The organism is Pseudomonas sp. o96-267, assembly GCF_003935465.1.
Classification (GTDB): Bacteria; Pseudomonadota; Gammaproteobacteria; order Pseudomonadales; family Pseudomonadaceae; genus Aquipseudomonas; species Aquipseudomonas sediminis.
The window spans coordinates 23,024-42,882 of record NZ_RHQP01000033.1; the positions used below are offsets into that span (position 1 = coordinate 23,024).

Below are 19,859 nucleotides of genomic sequence, written 5' to 3' on the forward strand. Positions count from 1 at the left end.
GGCCGAGAGAAAGGGTTGGCTTAGCGATACACCGGGTAGTCCGCGCACAGCCCGGCGACCAGCTTGGCCACCTGCGCCTCGACATCGGCATCGCCGAGGTGATCGAGGATGTCGCAGATCCAGCCGGCCAGCGCCTGGCACTGGGCGACCTTGAAGCCACGGGTGGTCACTGCCGGCGTACCGATACGGATGCCCGAAGTGACGAACGGCGACTGCGGGTCGTTGGGTACGGCGTTCTTGTTCACGGTGATGCCGGCACGGCCGAGGGCGGCGTCAGCCTCCTTACCGGTCAGCCCTTGCTTGATCAGGCTGAGCAGGAACAGATGGTTGTCGGTGCCACCGGAGACCACCTCGTAGCCGCGTTCGATGAACACCTTGGCCATGGCCTGGGCGTTGTCGATCACCTGCTGCTGGTAAGCCTTGAACTCCGGCTCCATGGCCTCCTTGAAGCACACGGCCTTGGCGGCGATGACATGCATCAGCGGGCCGCCCTGGGCACCGGGGAATACGGCGGAGTTGAGCTTCTTCTCGATTTCTTCGTTGGCCTTGGCCAGGATCAGGCCGCCACGCGGGCCACGCAGAGTCTTGTGGGTGGTGGTAGTGACCACATCGGCGAAGGGAATCGGGTTCGGGTACAGGCCCGCTGCGACCAGGCCGGCGACGTGGGCCATGTCGACGAACAGCAGCGCACCGACCTTGTCGGCGATGGCGCGAAAGCGCGGGAAATCCAGGGTCTTGGAGTAGGCGGAGAAGCCGGCGACGATGATCTTCGGCTTGTGCTCCACGGCCAGGCGCTCGACCTCGTCGTAGTCGATCAGCCCGGTAGCGGTGTCCAGGCCGTACTGCACGGCGTTGTAGAGCTTGCCCGAGGACGACACCTTGGCGCCGTGGGTCAGGTGACCACCATGCGCCAGGCTCATGCCGAGAATGGTGTCACCCGCATTGAGCAACGCCAGATAGACAGCGCTGTTGGCCGACGAGCCGGAGTGCGGCTGAACGTTGGCGTAATCGGCACCGAACAGCGCCTTGGCACGATCGATGGCGAGTTGCTCGACCTTGTCGACGTACTCGCAGCCGCCGTAGTAACGCTTGCCCGGATAGCCTTCGGCGTACTTGTTGGTCAGGCCGCTGCCCTGTGCTTCCATCACCCGCTGGCTGCAGTAGTTCTCCGAGGCGATCAGCTCGATGTGCTCTTCCTGACGGCGTTCTTCCTGATCGATCGCCGCGAGCAACTCGTCGTCGTAACCCTGAATCTGATCCTGCTTGCTGAACATCTCGACTCTCCTGCAGCGCCTGTGGGCGGCGGTCTTGGACGGGCGGGCCGGCAAGGCCCTGTGCAGCGATGGTAGGGCCGCCCCTGCCCGCCCAAATGCCTGCCAACGCCGTGAGAGCATTCGTTTGCGACATGGTCTTGTCGCAATCAGGCGCGTCGAGATCAGTTCGCGTTTTTGCGCACAAATAACGGGGATCAAGCTGTGGATAAACCGTGCATACCGCGCGTCGCCCCAGCATCTGCAGGGGCTGCCGGGTCGCGGTCATTTCCTGATCGATATCAAGCAGTTAACAATGCGACCATGCACAGAAGCGGTGGACTAGCCTGTGGAAAAGCTGTCAGCACATGGCTGCCACCCCTGCCAGCGCTGCCGCTGAGGGTCGTGTTCGATATCCATACAGCCACGCCGACTCCCTGGCTTATCCACCAGCGACATGGGCGAGAGGCGAGGATCGGTTGGGGATATGCACAAAAGATGTGGATGAAACTGTGCATAGGCTGTTCGACGCAGGCGCGAAGCCAGAGCAGCCGGGGCTTGCCGAGAGACGGCTAAAAATCGAACAGGATCAAAGAGATAGAGCAGGCTTGTGCACAAATACTGTGGGCGGCGCTGTGCATGGCCTGTGGAAACATGGCGCGGGGCCAGAGCCCATGGGGCTCCAGCGCCAGCGCCTGCTATTTGCTCAACGATGCCTTAAGGCTTGAGCTTGCCAGCACAGCTGCTGGAGGCATTTACCAGACGCTGCTGCATGGCAGGGTCAGGCGGGGATTGGCGGCTGATTTCCTGCAACTCGGCTTCGCTGAATTCCTTGCTGACCTTGGTCGCAGCGCAGTCGCAATAAGCACGCAGTTGTGGCTCCTCGTAGCCTGCCGGTGCGCCAGCAATGCACTGCTGAACGAATTCGGTCTTGGCATTATCCGACCACTCGGCGGCGGAAACGGGCAGCGCCACGGCCAGCGGCAGGGCAAGGGCGAGCAGGTGACGATAAGTCATGGGAAACTCCTTCTCTTGAATGCGGAGAGCGGATCGACTGCCGCCCTCTGGTAAGTGTGAACGCCAGAGCAAGCTTCAAGTTCCATCTGCTAGCCGAACGAGTGGCCACGAACCGACTCGGCAGTACGCTTCAGCGCAACAACTCGTCGCGGCGACGGACGCCTGACAGATAGCCGCAGGGTTAAAGTAGAGGCTTTCCCGGCAGACCCGCCGGCAGGTTTTTCAGAAGGAACGCGCCAATGCCCGACAATGCCCAGCAATTCGCCAGCGACAACTACTCCGGCATCTGTCCCGAAGCCTGGGCCGCCATGGCCGAGGCCAACCAGGGCCACCAGCGCGCCTACGGCGATGACGAGTGGACGGCGCGCGCTGCCGATCACTTCCGCCGCCTGTTCGAGACCGACTGCGAGGTGTTCTTCGCCTTCAACGGCACCGCCGCCAATTCCCTGGCCCTGGCCTCGCTGTGCCAGAGCTACCACAGCGTGATCTGCTCGGAGACCGCCCACGTCGAAACCGACGAATGCGGCGCGCCGGAGTTCTTCTCCAACGGTTCCAAGCTGCTGCTGGCCAATACCGATAACGGCAAGCTGACGCCGCAGGCGATCCGCGAGATCGCCCTCAAGCGTCAGGATATCCACTACCCGAAACCGCGTGTGGTCACCCTCACCCAGGCCACCGAAGTCGGCACCGTGTACCGCCCGGAAGAAGTCCGCGCCATCAGCCAGGTCTGCGAGGAACTGGGCCTGCACCTGCACATGGATGGCGCGCGCTTCTCCAACGCCTGCGCCTTCCTAGGCTGCAGCCCGGCCGAGCTGACCTGGAAGGCCGGCGTCGATGTGCTGTGCTTCGGTGGTACCAAGAACGGCATGGCCGTCGGCGAGGCCATCATCTTCTTCAACAAGGCGCTGGACGAAGACTTCGACTACCGCTGCAAGCAGGCCGGCCAGCTGGCCTCGAAGATGCGCTACCTGTCCGCACCCTGGGTCGGCATCCTGCAGGACGATGCCTGGCTGAAGTACGCCAACCACGCCAACCGCTGCGCGCAGCTGCTGGCCACCCTGGTCGAGGATGTACCCGGCGTAAGCCTGATGTTCCCGGTGGAAGCCAACGGCGTGTTCCTGCAACTCTCGGAGCCGGCCATTGCCGCCCTCACCGCCCGCGGCTGGCGCTTCTACACCTTCATCGGCGCTGGCGGCGCGCGCTTCATGTGCAGCTGGGATACCGACGAAGCCCGCGTACGTCAGTTGGCTGCAGATATCCGTGAAGTGATGAGCGCCTGAAACGCCTTAAGGCCACGAACGGTGTTTATGGCTAAGTAGCCCGGATTTCATCCGGGCTACGGATATTCATGACGATCAATAGTCGATCGCCACATCCCCTTTCGGCACGCTGCAGCACGACAGGATGTAGCCCTCGGCCACATCCTCGTCGGTGATGCCGCCGTTGTGCTCCATCTCCACTTCCCCGGCGGTTTTCATCACCTTGCAGGTACCGCAGATACCCATGCCGCAGGCCTTGGGGATATGCAGACCAAGCTTGGCGGCGGCCGCGTGCACGGTCTCGCCGGGCGCCACACGGATGCTCTTGCCGGTGCTGGTGAATTCCACCTGATTGAGTTCGGCAACCGGAACTTCCGGGGCATCTGCGGCTTCGGCAGCCAGCTCCTTGACCTCGGCGCGGATCTCCGGCGGCGTCGGGCCGAACGCCTCTTCGTGATAACGCGCCATGTCGTAACCGGCGGCTTCGAGCAGGCGCTTGACCGCGCTCATGTAGGGCGTCGGACCGCAGCAGAAGATCTCCCGATCCAGGTAGTCCGGCGCGATCAATTCCAGCATCGGCTTGTTCAGATAGCCACGATAACCCGCCCAGGACTCGCCCAGACCATGCTTCTCACAGATCACGTGCAGGCTGAAGTTGTTGATGCGCGCCGCCATGTGCTCCAGCTCGCGCTGGTAGATGATGTCTTTCGGCGAACGGGCGCTGTGCACGAAGACCATGTCGACATTGGCGTTGGTGTCGTAGAACCAGCGCGCCATCGACATCACCGGATGTGATACCGACGCCACCGGATAGATACAGCACTTTCTCGGAAGGGAAATCGATGGCGTTGAACAGCCCGACCGGGCCATGTACTGGCACCTCGTCGCCTTCCTTGAGGTTGTCGTGCAGCCAGTTCGATACCTTGCCGCCCGGCACCCGCTTGATGGTGATGGAGAAGCTGTAAGGCACCGAAGGCGAGCTGGAGATGGTGTAGGAACGCATGATCGGCTGGCCGTCGATCTCCAGCTCCAGGGTGACGAACTGCCCCGGCTTGAAGAAGAACAGTACCGGCTGATCGGCCATGAAGCAGAAGGTGCGCACGTCCCAGGTTTCCTGGATCACCTTGACGCAACGCACCAGATGGCGGCCGTTGGTCCAGGTTTGCGTCGTAACCGGATTGAGGAAGGCGTTGGCGGTCATGAACGGCTCTCCACGCGGCCGGATATCGGCCCATATGCGGCGAATTGTGCGAAAGGCCGCCGGCTGTCATTTATCTACCTGCGACATCCGCATGCTTATCGCGACCTGCCCGATAGCACGGGGCCTGGCGCGTCGGAAACAAATCTGGCCATGTCGCCCATGGATAAGGTTTTACCTTGTGCCGGCTCCACACTCCGCTCACCAAGCATGCACGCCCATTGCAGGCAGCAGCGATTGATCGAGACCTTGCGGCACATACCGTATCAGCCACTATTTCCGGCAGGCGCGAGGCGCCCGCCAATGAGGAGCCACCATGGACTGCACCCAAAATCTGAGCCTGGGCGACCCGCTGGAGCCCGCGCGCAAGGCTACTGCGCAGATGCTGCACGATCGCGACCGTACATTCTCCCTGCCGCAGCCGTTCTACAGCGACGAACGCCTGTTTCAGGTCGACATGCAGGAGATCTTCCACAAGGAATGGCTGATCGCCGGCATGACCTGCGAGATTCCGGCCAAAGGCAACTTCCTCACCCTGCAGATCGGCGACAACCCGATCCTGGTCATCCGCGGCGCTGAAGGCCAGATCCACGCCTTCCATAACGTCTGCCGCCATCGCGGCTCGCGCCTGTGCGTGAGCGACAAGGGCAAGGTGGCCAAGCTGGTCTGCCCCTACCACCAGTGGACCTACGAGCTGGACGGCCGCCTGCTGTTCGCCGGCACTGAAATGGGCGCCGACTTCGACCTCAAGGACTACAGCCTGAAACCGGTGCAGTGCAAAACCGCCGGCGGCTACATCTTCATCTCCCTGGCGGAAAACCCGCCGGCCATCGACGAGTTCCTCGCCACCCTGGCGCACTACATGGAACCGTACGACATGGAGAACACCAAGGTGGCCGTGCAGACCACCCTGATGGAAAAGGCCAACTGGAAGCTGGTGATCGAGAACAACCGCGAGTGCTACCACTGCAACGGTTCGCACCCGGAACTGCTCAACACCCTGCTGGAATGGGATGACGTCACCGATCCGCGCGCCAGCCAGGCGTTCAAAGATCAGGTCGCCGAGTGCACCACTCGCTGGGACAAGGACAAGATTCCTTACGCTCACGCCAGCTTCGGCCTGCGCAACCGTATCGTGCGCATGCCGTTGCTCAAGGGCACCGTGTCCATGACCATGGACGGCAAACAAGGCTGCAAGAAACTCATGGGCCGCATCACCGACCCGGACCTGGGCTCCATGCGCATCCTGCATCTGCCGCACTCGTGGAACCACTGCATGGGCGACCACCTGATCGTCTTCACCGTTTGGCCGATCAGCGCGCAGCAAACCATGGTCACTACCAAGTGGCTGGTGCACAAGGACGCCGTCGAAGGCGTCGACTACGACGTCGCTCGCCTGCGCCAGGTATGGGACGCCACCAACGACCAGGACCGCCGCCTGGCCGAGGAAAATCAGCGCGGCATCAACTCCACCGCCTACCAGCCTGGCCCGTACTCGAAGACCTACGAGTTCGGCGTGATCAACTTTCTCGACTGGTACAGCGAGCGCCTGCTCAACAACCTCGGCGACACCCCAGCGCAATCGCTGCGCCAGGTGGCAGGCGAGTGATGACGCTCAGCCTGCTGGTGGTGATCGGGCTGGCAGCTTATGGGTTGCTGGCCTGCCGGCCGCAGCGCGACTGAAGCCGCTCCTACCGAGCACTAACGGCATCCACAACAAAAAGCCCCGCCAGATCGCTCTGGCGGGGCTTTTTATTTACAGCCGAGGCTAGTCGCTAAGCGTCAGGCCTTGTTGGCTTTCTTGGCAGCGCGGGTACGCTCGCCTTCGTCGAGGATCTTCTTACGCAGACGGATCGACTTCGGCGTCACTTCGCACAGCTCGTCATCCTGGATGAATTCCAGAGCCTGCTCCAGAGTGAAGCGAACCGGCGGAACTAGGGCGATGGTTTCGTCCTTGCCCGAAGCACGCATGTTGTCGAGCTTCTTGCCCTTGGTGGGGTTCACGCCCAGGTCGTTGTCGCGGCTGTTCAGGCCGACGATCTGACCGTTGTAGATTTCCTGGCCGTGCTCGACGAACAGCTTGCCGCGCGCCTGCAGGGTTTCCAGGGAGTAGGTCAGCGCCTTGCCGGTATCGATCGAGACCAGTACGCCGTTCTGACGGCCAGACATGCTGCCCGGCTTGACGGTGTCGTAACGGTCGAAGATCGAGGTCAGGATGCCGGCGCCGTTGGTCAGAGTCAGGAACTGGTTACGGAAACCGATCAGACCGCGAGCCGGGATGTTGTATTCCAGGCGCACGCGACCTTTGCCGTCCGGCGACATGTTGGTCAGGTCGCCCTTACGCAGGCCCATTTCTTCCATGACCTTGCCCTGGGATTCTTCAGGGATGTCGATGGTGACGTTCTCGAACGGCTCCTGCTTGACGCCGTTGACTTCACGGATGATCACTTCCGGACGGCCAACACCCATTTCGAAGCCTTCGCGACGCATGGTTTCGATCAGTACCGAGAGGTGCAGCTCACCACGGCCGGAGACCTTGAACTTGTCGGCGCTGTCGCCTTCTTCAACGCGCAGGGCCACGTTGTACAGCAGCTCCTTGTCTAGACGCTCTTTGATGTTACGGCTGGTGACGAACTTGCCTTCTTTACCGCAGAACGGCGAGTCGTTGACCTGGAAGGTCATCGAGACGGTCGGCTCGTCAACGGTCAGCGGCTTCATCGCTTCGACGTGGTTGATGTCGCACAGGGTGTCGGAGATGAACAGCTGATCCATACCGCTGACGCAGACGATGTCACCAGCGGTGGCTTCTTCGACGTCTACGCGGTGCAGGCCGTGGTGACCCATCAGTTTGAGGACGCGGCCGTTACGCTTCTTGCCGTCGACGTCGATGGCAATGACCGTAGTGTTCGGCTTGACCTTGCCACGGGCAATACGGCCAACGCCGATGATGCCGAGGAAGCTGTTGTAGTCCAGTGCGGAGATCTGCATCTGGAACGGGCCGTCGAGGTCGACGTTCGGAGCCGGTACGTGGTCGACGATGGCCTGGTACAGCGGGGTCAGGTCTTCGGCCATGTCGGCATGGTCGAGACCGGCGATGCCGTTCAGGGCGCTGGCGTAGACGACCTGGAAGTCGAGCTGCTCATCGGTGGCGCCGAGGTTGTCGAACAGGTCGAAGATCTGGTCCATGACCCAGTCAGGGCGTGCGCCCGGACGGTCGATCTTGTTGATCACGACGATCGGTTTGAGGCCGGCTTCGAAGGCCTTCTTGGTCACGAAGCGGGTTTGCGGCATCGGGCCGTCCTGGGCATCAACCACCAGCAGTACGGAGTCGACCATCGACATGACGCGCTCAACTTCGCCACCGAAGTCGGCGTGGCCGGGGGTGTCGACGATGTTGATGCGGTAGTCGTTCCACTTGATGGCGGTGTTCTTCGCCAGAATGGTGATGCCGCGCTCTTTTTCCTGGTCGTTGCTGTCCATCACGCGCTCGTCGTTGAGCTCGTTACGTTCCAAGGTGCCGGACTGACGCAGCAGGGCGTCGACGAGGGTGGTTTTGCCATGGTCGACGTGGGCGATGATGGCGATGTTGCGCAGATTTTCGATCACTGTGTGTATCTCGATCAGAGGATTCGGTGTGTCGCCCAGCCTGGACGACGAATATGAAGAAACTGGGATCAGCGAGCTGATCGGGGTACCTCTAAAAACGTAGGCGAGGCAGTCAGTGCAAGGCAGAAACAAGCGAAAAAGCGGAGTTTACAAGTTGTAAATGAGCATTTTGAGCTTGTTTTTAACGCAGCAATGACAACGCAGGTAGTTTTTAGAGGTGCCCCGGGTCGGGAGGGCGATGGCGGATACTCCCGCCATTAAGCCCCGGCGTCCTATGCCGGACGATAAACGCGCACATTGGCATGTCCCTCGCTCAGCAGATGGTGGGCGTGCAGGCGGCTCATGACGCCCTTGTCGCAATACAGCAGGTACTGGCGGTTCTCATCCAGTTCCTTGAATTTGTTGTTCAGCGCGTAGAACGGCAGCGCCTGCACTTCGATGCCCGGCACCGCCAGGGGCTCGTCTTCAGCGGCGTCGGGGTGACGGATATCGATGACGATCTGGCCAGTCAGCGCTTCACCTACTTCCTCGACCTGCACGTCCTTGCCCAACTCGTCGATCACGCGGTCGATGGGCAGTTGGGTGGCGCGCTCCAGAGCACGCTCGAGGATGGCCATGTCGAACTGGGCCTCTTCCTTCTCCACGCGATAGCCACGGGCCTTGGTGGTCGGGTTGACCGAGATCACGCCGCAGTACTCGGGCATGTTCTTGGCGAACTCGGCGGTACCGATCTGCGTGGCGGTGTCGATGATGTCCTGCTTGTGGCTGGCAATCAGCGGGCGCATGACCAGCATGTCGGTTGCCGAATCGATCACCGCCAGATTGGTCAGAGTCTGGCTGGAGACCTGGCTGATCGCCTCGCCGGTGACCAGCGCTTCGATCTGCAGTTTTTCGGCAACACGGGTGGCGGCTCGCAGCATCATGCGCTTGAGGATCACCCCCATCTGGCTGTTGTCGACCTTACCGAGAATCTCGCCGACCACTTCCTCGAACGGCACGCTGACGAACAACACACGCTGCGAGCGGCCGAATTTCTGCCATATATAGTGCGCCACTTCCATCACGCCCAATTCATGGGCACGGCCACCGAGATTGAAGAAGCAGAAGTGGCTGACCAGGCCGCGGCGCATCATCTGATAGGCCGCGACGGTGGAGTCGAAGCCGCCGCTCATCAACACCAGGGTCTGTTCCAGCGAGCCCAGCGGGTAACCGCCGAGGCCTTCGTGGCGGTTATGCACCACGAACAGGCGCTGGTCGCGAATCTCCATGCGCACTTCGACGTCCGGCTTCTTCAGGTCGATGCCGGCAGCACCGCACTCCAGGCGCAGACGCGAACCGACGTGACGCTCGACGTCGATGGAGGAGAACGCGTGCTTGCCACCGCGCTTGCAGCGCACAGCGAAGACCTTGCCCGGTAACTGGTCGGCGTAGTGACGCTTGCAGTGTTCGGTGATGTCGTCCAGATCGCCCAGCGGGTATTCATTGACCTCGAGGAACAGGCCGATGCCCGGCGTGTTACGCAGGCGCTCAGTCATCTCGGCGAGCAGCTTGGGATCGTCCAGGTCGGTCTCGACCTCAAGGTTGTCCCAGACACCGGTCACCCGCAGTTCGGGGTCAAGATCGCGCAGCACGGAGCGAATGTTCTTCCCCAACTGGCGGATGAACTGCTTGCGCACCGGGCGACTCTTGATGGTGATTTCAGGGAAAACTTTGACGATGAGCTTCATGAATAGAGCGCCCGCTTGGGGGACGAAAAAACAGGGGCGCGGATTATAGCGGAAATTGTTCAAGCTTTGACCAAAAATACTGCACCACCCATACAGCGCACCAAAATGGATCTTTTGTGAAATTAAAGGCCCTTAAATGGTGCAAATATTTCCAGCGAATTGCCGTGCAGACGGCGCAGCACCTGAGTTTCGCGGCCTCTGCCCAATAAAGGGCACTGGCATGCAATTTGCTCCCTTGTGAGGCAGGTCGCCCTGGAGGACTATCCCGCCGGGCTTCACCGCATATTCAAGGCTTATCGATAAGAGCCTTTTCCACCTGGAGGACAACATGTCTAAGGCTGTTCAACTGATCAAAGAACACGACGTGAAGTGGGTAGACCTGCGCTTCACCGATACCAAGGGCAAGCAGCACCACGTGACCATGCCGGCCCGTGACGCCCTGGACGAAGATTTCTTCGAGCACGGCAAAATGTTCGACGGCTCGTCCATCCATGGCTGGAAAGGCATCGAAGCCTCCGACATGATCCTGATGCCGGTAGACGATACCGCCGTTCTGGACCCGTTCACCGAAGAGCCGACCCTGATCCTGGTCTGCGACATCATCGAGCCGAGCACCATGCAAGGCTACGACCGCGACCCGCGCTCCATCGCCAAGCGCGCTGAAGAGTTCCTCAAAGGCACCGGCATCGGTGACACCGTATTCGTTGGCCCGGAGCCCGAGTTCTTCATCTTCGACGAAGTGAAGTTCAAGTCCGACATCTCCGGCTCGATGTTCAAGATCTACTCCGAGCAAGGTTCCTGGATGACCGACGGCGACGTCGAAGGCGGCAACAAGGGCCACCGTCCAGCCGTCAAAGGCGGTTACTTCCCGGTTCCGCCGTGCGACCACGACCACGAAATCCGTACTGCCATGTGCAACGCCATGGAAGAAATGGGCCTGGTCGTCGAAGTGCACCACCACGAAGTGGCCACTGCCGGTCAGAACGAAATCGGCGTGAAGTTCAACACTCTGGTCGCCAAGGCTGACGAAGTTCAGACCCTGAAGTACTGCGTGCACAACGTAGCCGATGCCTACGGCAAAACCGCTACCTTCATGCCGAAGCCGCTTTACGGCGACAACGGTTCGGGCATGCATGTGCACATGTCGATCTCCAAAGACGGCAAGAACACCTTCGCAGGTGAAGGCTATGCCGGTCTGTCCGAGACCGCTCTGTACTTCATCGGCGGCATCATCAAGCACGGTAAGGCCCTGAACGGCTTCACCAACCCGTCGACCAACTCCTACAAGCGTCTGGTTCCGGGCTTCGAAGCTCCGGTCATGCTGGCCTACTCGGCTCGCAACCGCTCCGCTTCGATCCGTATCCCGTACGTTGCCAGCCCGAAAGCTCGCCGTATCGAAGCACGCTTCCCGGACCCGGCTGCCAACCCCTACCTGGCCTTCGCAGCTCTGCTGATGGCCGGTATCGACGGCATCCAGAACAAGATCCACCCGGGCGATGCTGCCGACAAGAACCTGTACGACCTGCCGCCGGAAGAAGGCAAGCTGATCCCGCAAGTGTGCGGCAGCCTGAAAGAAGCCCTGGAAGAGCTGGACAAGGGCCGCGCGTTCCTGACCAAGGGCGGCGTGTTCTCCGACGACTTCATCGATGCCTACATCGAGCTGAAGTCCGAAGAAGAAATCAAGGTACGTACCTTCGTACACCCGCTGGAATACGACCTGTACTACAGCGTCTAAGCCAGTTTGCGCCGCCTCGTGCGGCGCGCTCGAAAGCCCCTCCCGGCTCTGCCTGGCGGGGCTTTTTCATTTCCCGCCGTAGGGTGCGCCGCGCGCACCGAGAGCCCGAGCCCTACGCAATCGTCTCCATAACAGGCGCCGATTTGTAGCCAAACATCACAGCCATAGCACCCTGCGCTTGCCAGGAACCGCCAGCAGTGCAAGGCTTAGCGCATCACCTGCGGAAGGATCGGCCCATGCGCCCGTTACTCGCCTGCCTGCTGCTCGCCCTGACCCTGCCGGCCAGTGCGCAGATCTACAAATACACCGATGCCAACGGCAACACGGTCTTCACCAATCAGCCACCCGACGGCACGGCCGCCGAGAGCGTCAATCTGCCCCCGACCAACACGGTGGAGATGCAGACGCCGAGCATGCCGGCGAGCGACGACAACACGCCAGCGCAGAGCGAAGCGCCCTACTCCGTAATGAGCCTCACCGGCATCCCTGACGACGAAGCCATGCGCGCCAACAACGGCACCTTCATCGTCGGCGTGAACATCCAGCCACGCCTGCAGCCCGGCCACCAGCTACGCCTGATTCTCGATGGCGAGCCATACGGCCAGGCCAGCAACGTACCGAGCCTGCAACTGACCAACCTTGACCGTGGCGCACACAGCCTGGCGGTAGCAGTGGTGGCCGGCGAACGCATCATCCAGCAGAGCGCCACCGAAACCTTCACCGTGCAGCGCATCAGCGTCAACAGCCCTGCCCGCCCACCGGTCACACCACCACGACCGACTCCGCGCCCAACCCCGAGACCGACGAACTGATCCCGATGCGTGCACTACTGTTTTGCCTGCTGCTCATCACCCAAGCAGCTTCGGCTCAGGTCTATACCTACATCGATGCTGAAGGTAACCGCGTTTTCACTGACAAACCGCGCAGCAGCAATGCTGAACGGGTGATGCTCGCGCCGTCCAACAGCGCGCAAATGAACCAGCCGCAATCCACAGTGCGCATGGCCCCGCCACCTGCCGTCACCAAGCCGACCGTGCACTATCAGGTACTGCGCATCCTTGTGCCGGAGCCGGACGCCTCGATCCACAACGGCTCCGGCGACATGATCGTCACCCTCAACAGCGAGCCGGGCCTGCTGCCTGGCCACAGCTACCGACTGCTGCTCGACGGCGCGCCCCAGGGCGAGATCAGCCGCAGCCCGGTCTTCTCCCTGCAGCACGTCGACCGCGGCACGCACCAACTGGTGGCAGAGATCATCGACTCCGCCGGGCTGATCGTCGAGCGCACACCCGCGCAACCCTTCCACATGCACCGCATGACCCTGGCGCAGAAGCGCAAGATCAATCCCTGCAAGAAAGATGAATACGGCGTTCGCCCCGAATGCCCACTGAAAGACAAGCCCAAGGAAGAGGTCAGCATCCTTCCTTTCTTCTGAAAAGCAGATCGCACCTTAATGGTGCAATCTAACGCACCACCTCCTAAGCTCTCCCTGTTTTGGGTCGCTTTTCTTCACCCAGTCGCGCCGCAGCACCACCAAAACCTGGCAGACCGCACAAATAATGCGTCTTTTCGGGGCCTTGGTTTGCTTCTTGCATTTTCCTGCCCATCGCCGGAACGCACTGCCTATGACCATCAACGACGCGCTGCACCGCCTGCTACTCGACAACCTGACCACCGCCACCCTGCTGCTCAACAGCCAGCTGTGCCTTGAGTACATGAACCCGGCGGCGGAAATGCTCTTGGCCGTCAGCGGCCAACGCAGCCACGGTCAGTTCATCAGCGACCTGTTCACCGAATCGCCCGAGGCGCTGTCATCCTTGCGCCAGGCGGTGGAACAGGCGCATCCATTCAACAAGCGCGAAGCCGTATTGACCTCGGTCACCGGCCAGACGCTGACCGTGGACTACGCGGTAACGCCGCTGTTCAGCATGGGCGAGACCCTGCTGCTGCTGGAAGTGCACCCGCGCGACCGCCTGCTGCGCATCACCAAGGAAGAGGCGCAACTGTCCAAGCAGGAGACCACCAAACTGCTGGTGCGCGGCCTGGCCCACGAGATCAAGAATCCGCTCGGCGGCATTCGCGGTGCGGCGCAACTGCTGTCGCGCGAACTGCCCAACGAAGAGCTCAAGGACTACACCAACGTCATCATCGAAGAGGCCGACCGCTTGCGTAACCTGGTCGACCGCATGCTCGGCTCGAACAAGTTGCCGTCGCTGTCGATGACCAACGTGCACGAGGTGCTGGAGCGCGTCGCCAACCTGATCGAGGCGGAAAGCCAAGGCAGCATCACCTTGGTGCGCGACTACGACCCGAGCATTCCGGATCTGCTGATCGACCGTGAGCAGATGATCCAGGCCGTGCTCAATATCGTGCGCAACGCCATGCAGGCCATCGCCGGGCAGAAGCACGACATGGGCCTCGGGCGCATCAGCCTGCGTACCCGTACCCTGCGCCAGTTCACCATTGGCCACACGCGCCATCGCCTGGTGGTCAAGGTCGAGATCATCGACAACGGTCCCGGCATTCCGCCGGAACTGCAGGAAACCATCTTCTATCCCATGGTCAGCGGTCGTGCCGACGGCACCGGCCTGGGCCTGGCCATCACCCAGAACATCATCAGCCAGCACCAGGGGCTGATCGAGTGCGAGAGCTATCCCGGCCACACCGTATTCTCGATCTTCCTACCGCTGGAACAAGGAGCGCCCACGCCATGAGCCGCAGTGAAACCGTCTGGATTGTCGACGACGATCGTTCCATCCGCTGGGTACTGGAAAAGGCCCTGCAACAGGAAGGCATGACCACCCAGAGTTTCGACAGTGCCGACGGTGTACTCGCCCGCCTGACCCGCCAACAGCCGGACGTGATCATCTCCGACATCCGCATGCCCGGCGCCAGCGGCCTCGACCTGCTGGCACGCATCCGCGAGCTGTATCCACGCTTGCCGGTGATCATCATGACCGCGCATTCGGACCTGGACAGCGCAGTAGCCAGTTACCAGGGCGGCGCCTTCGAGTACCTGCCCAAGCCGTTCGACGTCGACGAGGCCGTTTCACTGGTCAAGCGCGCCTTCCAGCACGCCCAGGAACAGCAGAGCCTGGCCGTCCCGGCTGCGCAGGCGCGTACCCCGGAAATCATCGGCGAAGCGCCGGCGATGCAGGAGGTGTTCCGCGCTATCGGTCGCCTCAGCCACTCCAATATCACCGTGCTGATCAACGGCGAATCCGGTACCGGCAAGGAGCTGGTGGCCCACGCCCTGCACCGCCACAGTCCGCGCGCTGCCGCGCCCTTCATCGCGCTGAACATGGCGGCGATCCCCAAGGACCTGATGGAATCCGAGCTGTTCGGCCACGAGAAAGGCGCCTTCACCGGCGCGGCCAACCAGCGCCGCGGCCGCTTCGAGCAGGCCGATGGCGGCACCCTGTTCCTCGACGAAATCGGCGACATGCCGGCCGACACCCAGACTCGTCTGCTGCGCGTATTGGCCGATGGCGAGTTCTACCGCGTTGGCGGTCACACCCCAGTGAAAGTGGACGTGCGCATCATCGCCGCCACCCACCAGAACCTGGAAACCCTGGTACAGGCCGGCAAGTTCCGTGAAGACCTGTTCCACCGTCTCAACGTCATTCGCATCCACATCCCGCGCCTGGCCGACCGCCGCGAGGATATCCCGACCCTGGCTCACCACTTCCTCGCCCGTGCAGCGCAGGAACTGTCGGTCGAGCCGAAGCTGCTCAAGAGCGAAACCGAAGACTACCTCAAGCACCTGCCCTGGCCGGGCAACGTTCGCCAGCTGGAGAACACCTGCCGCTGGATCACCGTCATGGCTTCGGGTCGCGAAGTGCACGTCGACGACCTGCCGCCCGAGCTGCTGACCCAGCCGCAGGACGCCGCACCAGTGACCAACTGGGAACAGGCGCTGCGCCTGTGGGCCGACCAGGCCCTGGCACGCGGCCAGTCCAACCTGCTCGACAGCGCCGTACCGGCCTTCGAGCGCATCATGATCGAGACTGCACTCAAGCACACCGCCGGCCGCCGCCGCGACGCCGCCCTGCTGTTGGGTTGGGGTCGCAACACCCTGACTCGCAAGATCAAGGAGCTGGGCATGAAGGTCGACGGCGGGGACGACGACGACAGCGACGACTGATCCCGCCAGCGTTACAAAAAAGGGCATCCCATGGGATGCCCTTTTTATTTGCAGTCAGTGGCCGGCCATTGGTGGTGCGCACAGCGCACCCTACCCAGAGCGCGACGACCGTAGGGTGCGCCGCGCGCCCCGTCTATTGAGACAGGATCAACCGCGTTGCGCGTTCTTGATCGAGATCTGCGTGTTCAGCGTCCAGAAGTCATAGAGCACGCCGACCAGGAACAGGCCGCCAGTAAACAGGTAGATGATCCCGGTGATCCACTTGCCCTGATACATGCGGTGCACACCGAACACACCGAGGAAGGTCAGCAGAATCCACGCCACGTTGTAATCGGTTTCACCTGCGGTAAAGCGCAGATCGGCCTCGCGATCCATCGCCGGAATCAGGAACAGGTCGATGATCCAGCCGATGAACAGCAGGCCGAGGGTGAAGAACCAGATGGTGCCGGTGACCGGCTTGCCATAGTAGAAGCGGTGGGAACCGAGAAAACCGAAGATCCACAGCAGGTAGCCGATCAGCTTGCTGTGCGTATCGGGTCGTTGCATGGCGAACTCCTTATGAGAGATATGGCTTCAGACGCTGCATACAGACATAAGGTTTCACCCACCCAGATGCAACGCCACACAACGAATGACTTGATAGCTGTACGAGGCCCATATACTGTATAGAAAAACAGTATAGATATGGCCTGCCATGCAACTGATTGAAAAGCTCACCATCCTCGCCGACGCCGCCAAGTACGATGCCTCCTGCGCCAGCAGCGGCGCACCGAAGCGCAGCTCCAAGGGCAAGGACGGCATCGGTTCGACCAATGGCATGGGCATCTGCCACAGCTACACACCGGACGGTCGCTGCGTGGCGCTGCTGAAGATCCTGCTGACCAACTTCTGCCTGTACGACTGCCAATACTGCATCAACCGTCGTTCCAGTGACGTACCTCGCGCGCGCTTTACCCCCGAGGAAGTGGTGACGCTGACCCTGGACTTCTACAAGCGCAACTGCATCAGCGGCCTGTTCCTCAGCTCCGGAATCATCCGCTCGGCCGACTACACCATGGAGCAGCTGATCCGCGTCGCCAAGCTGCTGCGCCAGGAGCATCAGTTCCGCGGCTACATTCACCTCAAGACCATTCCCGATGCCGCACCGGAACTGATCGCGGAGGCCGGGCTGTATGCCGATCGCCTCAGCGTCAATATCGAGCTGCCCACCGAAACCAGCCTGGTGAAACTGGCCCCGGAAAAGAACGTCGGCAGCATCCACCAGGCCATGCACAAGATTCATCTCGGCGAGCGTGAGGCCAAGGAAGAACGCCGCGCGCCGCGCTTTGCCCCAGCCGGGCAGAGCACGCAGATGATCGTCGGTGCCGACGCCACCGATGACAGCACCATCCTGCACAACGCACAGAGCCTGTATCACGACTACCGCCTGCGCCGCGTCTACTACTCGGCCTTCAGCCCGATCCCGCAGAGCCCGAAAACCGTGCCCTTCGAGGCGCCGCCACTGCTGCGCGAGCATCGCCTGTACCAGGCCGACTTCCTCATGCGCGGCTACGGTTTCAGCGCCACGGAGCTGCTCACCGGTCCCGGCAACCTGGCGCTGGACATCGACCCCAAGCTGGCCTGGGCCCTGGCCAACCGCGAGCAGTTTCCCGTCGATCTCAACCGCGCCGACGAATCACTGATTGCCCGTGTGCCCGGCATCGGCGTGCTCAGCGCACGACGCCTGGGCGCGCTGCGGCGGGAACGGCGTATCCGCTACGAGGACCTGACTCGCCTGCGCTGCGTACTGGAAAAGGCCAAGCCGTTTATCGTCACCCAGGATTACCGGCCACCGCGCGCCGAACACGAATCCGTGGTGCTGCGTCAGCAACTGCGCGACACCCCGGCACAGATGGCGTTGTGGTGATGCACAGCCTGCGCTTCGACGGCAGCTTCGCCACCTGGCGCCAGGCCGCGCGCCGCGCCTTGTTGCAAGGCCTGGCACCGCATCAGTTGCAGTGGCTGGACGAGGAGGCGCCGCCCAGCCTGTTCGACCAACCCGCCGAACGCGCGCCGGAGCCCAATGGTCGCTTGCGCGTGTCCCCCGAATTGCTGGACTTGCTGGGAAGCGCCTCCCAGTACCGCGGCGATGAACGCTGGAGCCTGCTCTACCGCGTGCTGTGGCGTTTCGTGCAGGGCGAACGCAGCGCTGTGCTGGCCGGCGATCCCGATGGCAGCGAGCTGCATCGCCGGCTCAAGGCGGTGCGCCGCGAGGCGCATCACCTGCATGCCTTCGTGCGTTTCCAGCCATGCAAAATCCCTGACGCGCCGGACTTCGTCGCCTGGTTCGAACCCGCGCATGACATTCTCGCCTCGGCCAGCGGGCACTTCGCCGAACGCCTGGGCAAACACAGCTGGTTGATCGCCACGCCGCGTGACGGCGTGTACTGGGATGGCCAGCGCCTGCAGCACGAGCGCCGCTGCCCAGCGCAGTGGCAAGCCTGGGCACAACAGCCCGAGGATGACGGCCAGGCGCTGTGGCGCGCCTATTACGGCAGCACCTTCAACCCGGCGCGGCTCAACCGCACAGTGATGCAGCAGCATCTGCCATTGAGGTTCTGGAAGCACCTGCCGGAAGGCCCGCTGATTCCCCAACTGATGAGCGAAGCACGCGCTGGCGCGCAGCGCGATGGCCAGGCATTGGTGCTGGCCGGCAGGAAGGGCAAACGCATCGCCCAGATAAACGAAGGGGACGCATCGCGTCCCCTGTCAGCCAGCGTCAGCGGAAGCGACGCCCCGGATCTTCCTCACTGACCTCCAGCGCCAGGCCCTGGGCCATGCTGGTCAGGTGATCGCCATCGGTTTCCGAACCGAGCTTGATCATCAGGCGCAGGTCGTTGGCCGAGTCGGCGTAGAGCAGCGCATCTTCGTAGGTGATCTCGCCCTGGGTGTAGAGGTTGTACAGCGCCTGGTCGAAGGTCTGCATGCCCTGCTCGGTGGAGCGCTTCATCAAACCCTTGAGTTCGTGCACTTCGCCCTTGCGGATCAGGTCAGCGGCCAGCGGGGTGTTGATCAGGACCTCGATCACCGCGCGGCGACCTTTACCATCTGGGGTTGGAATCAGTTGCTGAGCGACGATGGCCTTGAGGTTGAGCGACAGGTCCATCCACACCTGGTTCTGCCGGTCAGCCGGGAAGAAGTTGATGATGCGGTCCAGCGCCTGGTTGGCGTTGTTGGCGTGCAGAGTAGCCAGGCACAGGTGACCGGTTTCGGCGAAGGCCACGGCATGATCCATGGTCTCGCGGGTCCGCACCTCACCGATGAGGATCACGTCCGGCGCCTGACGCAGGGTGTTCTTCAGCGCCACTTCGAACGACTCGGTGTCGATGCCCACTTCACGCTGAGTGACGATGCAACTCTGGTGCTGGTGGATGTACTCGATCGGGTCTTCGATGGAGATGATATGACCGCTGCTGTTCCTGTTGCGATAGCCGATCATTGCCGCCAGCGAGGTGGACTTACCGGTACCGGTGGCACCGACGAACAGCACCAGGCCGCGCTTGGTCAGCGCCAGCTTCTTGAGAATTTCCGGCAGTTTGAGCTCGTCGATAGTCGGGATGGTCGTCTCGATCCGGCGCAGCACCATGCCCACCAGGTTGCGCTGGTAGAAGGCGCTGACGCGGAAACGACCGATACCACGGGCGCTGATGGCGAAGTTGCACTCATGGTTCTCGGCGAAGTCGCGGCGCTGTGCCTCGTTCATCACGCCCAATACGGTCTCGCGGGTCTGCTCCGGCGACATGGCGTTCTTGGTCACCGGCATGATCTTGCCATTGACCTTCATCGACGGCGGGACACCAGCGGTGATGAACAGGTCGGAGCCGCCTTTTTCGACCATCAGGCGCAGTAGTTTTTCGAATTCCATCGTCGTTCTCGCCGCTTCG

Annotated in this window: 15 protein-coding genes and 1 pseudogene; 9 read left to right on the top strand and 7 right to left on the bottom strand. The window is 61.9% G+C overall.

The window, feature by feature from the left end; translation table 11 throughout:
- Positions 1-20 precede the first annotated feature (20 nt).
- Positions 21-1,274, bottom strand: coding sequence for a serine hydroxymethyltransferase (gene glyA / locus EGJ86_RS19930; protein WP_017675820.1), 1,254 nt, complete (start codon positions 1,272-1,274; stop codon positions 21-23).
- Positions 1,275-1,967: 693 nt separating this feature from the next.
- Positions 1,968-2,267, bottom strand: coding sequence for a hypothetical protein (locus EGJ86_RS19935; RefSeq protein WP_125836360.1), 300 nt, complete (start codon positions 2,265-2,267; stop codon positions 1,968-1,970).
- Positions 2,268-2,506: 239 nt separating this feature from the next.
- Between EGJ86_RS19935 and EGJ86_RS19940 the strand changes: the two genes are divergently transcribed.
- Complete coding sequence (locus tag EGJ86_RS19940) at positions 2,507-3,547, top strand: low specificity L-threonine aldolase (protein WP_125836361.1); 1,041 nt, start codon at positions 2,507-2,509, stop codon at positions 3,545-3,547.
- A 75-nt stretch (positions 3,548-3,622) separates the two neighbouring features.
- Here EGJ86_RS19940 and gbcB read toward each other — a convergent pair.
- Positions 3,623-4,727 (bottom strand): annotated as a pseudogene (gene gbcB / locus EGJ86_RS19945) (glycine-betaine demethylase subunit GbcB).
- A gap of 313 nt (positions 4,728-5,040) precedes the next feature.
- On the opposite strand from gbcB, the gene gbcA reads away from it, so the two are divergent.
- The gene (gbcA, locus tag EGJ86_RS19955; RefSeq protein WP_099525922.1) at positions 5,041-6,333 is read left to right on the top strand and encodes a glycine-betaine demethylase subunit GbcA; all 1,293 of its coding nucleotides are present in this window, start codon (positions 5,041-5,043) and stop codon (positions 6,331-6,333) included.
- 173 nt (positions 6,334-6,506) lie between these two features.
- Here gbcA and typA read toward each other — a convergent pair whose 3' ends face one another.
- Complete coding sequence (gene typA / locus EGJ86_RS19960; protein ID WP_125836362.1) at positions 6,507-8,330, bottom strand: translational GTPase TypA; 1,824 nt, start codon at positions 8,328-8,330, stop codon at positions 6,507-6,509.
- A 272-nt stretch (positions 8,331-8,602) separates the two neighbouring features.
- A complete protein-coding gene (gene thiI, locus EGJ86_RS19970) occupies positions 8,603-10,057 on the bottom strand; it encodes a tRNA uracil 4-sulfurtransferase ThiI (RefSeq protein WP_125836363.1) in 1,455 nt (484 codons plus the stop codon).
- 328 nt (positions 10,058-10,385) lie between these two features.
- On the opposite strand from thiI, the gene glnA reads away from it, so the two are divergent.
- The 5 genes from glnA to ntrC all read left to right on the top strand — a co-directional run bounded on the left by glnA (position 10,386) and on the right by ntrC (position 15,936).
- On the top strand, positions 10,386-11,792 hold the full coding sequence (glnA, locus tag EGJ86_RS19975; RefSeq protein WP_072424925.1) for a glutamate--ammonia ligase: 1,407 nt from the start codon (positions 10,386-10,388) through the stop codon (positions 11,790-11,792).
- Between the two features lie 236 nt (positions 11,793-12,028).
- The gene (locus tag EGJ86_RS19980; RefSeq protein WP_125836364.1) at positions 12,029-12,604 is read left to right on the top strand and encodes a DUF4124 domain-containing protein; all 576 of its coding nucleotides are present in this window, start codon (positions 12,029-12,031) and stop codon (positions 12,602-12,604) included.
- 5 nt (positions 12,605-12,609) lie between these two features.
- Entirely contained in the window at positions 12,610-13,227 is a 618-nt protein-coding gene (locus tag EGJ86_RS19985; RefSeq protein WP_125836365.1) for a DUF4124 domain-containing protein, read from the top strand.
- Positions 13,228-13,417: 190 nt separating this feature from the next.
- Entirely contained in the window at positions 13,418-14,506 is a 1,089-nt protein-coding gene (glnL, locus tag EGJ86_RS19990; RefSeq protein ID WP_099525926.1) for a nitrogen regulation protein NR(II), read from the top strand.
- Positions 14,503-15,936 carry a nitrogen regulation protein NR(I) gene (ntrC, locus tag EGJ86_RS19995; protein WP_125836366.1) on the top strand — a complete coding sequence of 478 codons (1,434 nt, stop codon included), beginning with the start codon at positions 14,503-14,505 and terminating at the stop codon, positions 15,934-15,936. Before glnL ends, ntrC begins: the two co-directional genes overlap by 4 nt.
- A gap of 147 nt (positions 15,937-16,083) precedes the next feature.
- Here ntrC and EGJ86_RS20000 read toward each other — a convergent pair whose 3' ends face one another.
- Positions 16,084-16,482 carry a TM2 domain-containing protein gene (locus tag EGJ86_RS20000; protein WP_125836367.1) on the bottom strand — a complete coding sequence of 133 codons (399 nt, stop codon included), beginning with the start codon at positions 16,480-16,482 and terminating at the stop codon, positions 16,084-16,086.
- A 148-nt stretch (positions 16,483-16,630) separates the two neighbouring features.
- Between EGJ86_RS20000 and EGJ86_RS20005 the strand changes: the two genes are divergently transcribed.
- On the top strand, positions 16,631-17,842 hold the full coding sequence (locus EGJ86_RS20005; RefSeq protein WP_125836368.1) for a putative DNA modification/repair radical SAM protein: 1,212 nt from the start codon (positions 16,631-16,633) through the stop codon (positions 17,840-17,842).
- Positions 17,842-18,729: a TIGR03915 family putative DNA repair protein gene (locus EGJ86_RS20010; protein ID WP_125836369.1), complete on the top strand. Its 888-nt coding sequence runs from the start codon at positions 17,842-17,844 to the stop codon at positions 18,727-18,729. Before EGJ86_RS20005 ends, EGJ86_RS20010 begins: the two co-directional genes overlap by 1 nt.
- On the opposite strand, the gene EGJ86_RS20015 is transcribed toward EGJ86_RS20010, so the two are convergent.
- Positions 18,695-19,840, bottom strand: coding sequence for a PilT/PilU family type 4a pilus ATPase (locus tag EGJ86_RS20015; protein WP_099525931.1), 1,146 nt, complete (start codon positions 19,838-19,840; stop codon positions 18,695-18,697). The two genes, EGJ86_RS20010 and EGJ86_RS20015, sit on opposite strands and share 35 nt — an antisense overlap.
- Positions 19,841-19,859 lie beyond the last annotated feature (19 nt).

Bases quoted from the DNA above. Each gene is read 5' to 3' on its own strand.
- glyA (WP_017675820.1), bottom strand. From the start codon at position 1,274: ATGTTCAGCAAGCAGGATCAGATTCAGGGTTACGACGACGAGTTGCTC.
- EGJ86_RS19935 (WP_125836360.1), bottom strand. From the start codon at position 2,267: ATGACTTATCGTCACCTGCTCGCCCTTGCCCTGCCGCTGGCCGTGGCG.
- EGJ86_RS19940 (WP_125836361.1), top strand. From the start codon at position 2,507: ATGCCCGACAATGCCCAGCAATTCGCCAGCGACAACTACTCCGGCATC.
- gbcA (WP_099525922.1), top strand. From the start codon at position 5,041: ATGGACTGCACCCAAAATCTGAGCCTGGGCGACCCGCTGGAGCCCGCG.
- thiI (WP_125836363.1), bottom strand. From the start codon at position 10,057: ATGAAGCTCATCGTCAAAGTTTTCCCTGAAATCACCATCAAGAGTCGC.
- glnA (WP_072424925.1), top strand. From the start codon at position 10,386: ATGTCTAAGGCTGTTCAACTGATCAAAGAACACGACGTGAAGTGGGTA.
- EGJ86_RS19980 (WP_125836364.1), top strand. From the start codon at position 12,029: ATGCGCCCGTTACTCGCCTGCCTGCTGCTCGCCCTGACCCTGCCGGCC.
- EGJ86_RS19985 (WP_125836365.1), top strand. From the start codon at position 12,610: ATGCGTGCACTACTGTTTTGCCTGCTGCTCATCACCCAAGCAGCTTCG.
- glnL (WP_099525926.1), top strand. From the start codon at position 13,418: ATGACCATCAACGACGCGCTGCACCGCCTGCTACTCGACAACCTGACC.
- ntrC (WP_125836366.1), top strand. From the start codon at position 14,503: ATGAGCCGCAGTGAAACCGTCTGGATTGTCGACGACGATCGTTCCATC.
- EGJ86_RS20000 (WP_125836367.1), bottom strand. From the start codon at position 16,482: ATGCAACGACCCGATACGCACAGCAAGCTGATCGGCTACCTGCTGTGG.
- EGJ86_RS20005 (WP_125836368.1), top strand. From the start codon at position 16,631: ATGCAACTGATTGAAAAGCTCACCATCCTCGCCGACGCCGCCAAGTAC.
- EGJ86_RS20010 (WP_125836369.1), top strand. From the start codon at position 17,842: ATGCACAGCCTGCGCTTCGACGGCAGCTTCGCCACCTGGCGCCAGGCC.
- EGJ86_RS20015 (WP_099525931.1), bottom strand. From the start codon at position 19,840: ATGGAATTCGAAAAACTACTGCGCCTGATGGTCGAAAAAGGCGGCTCC.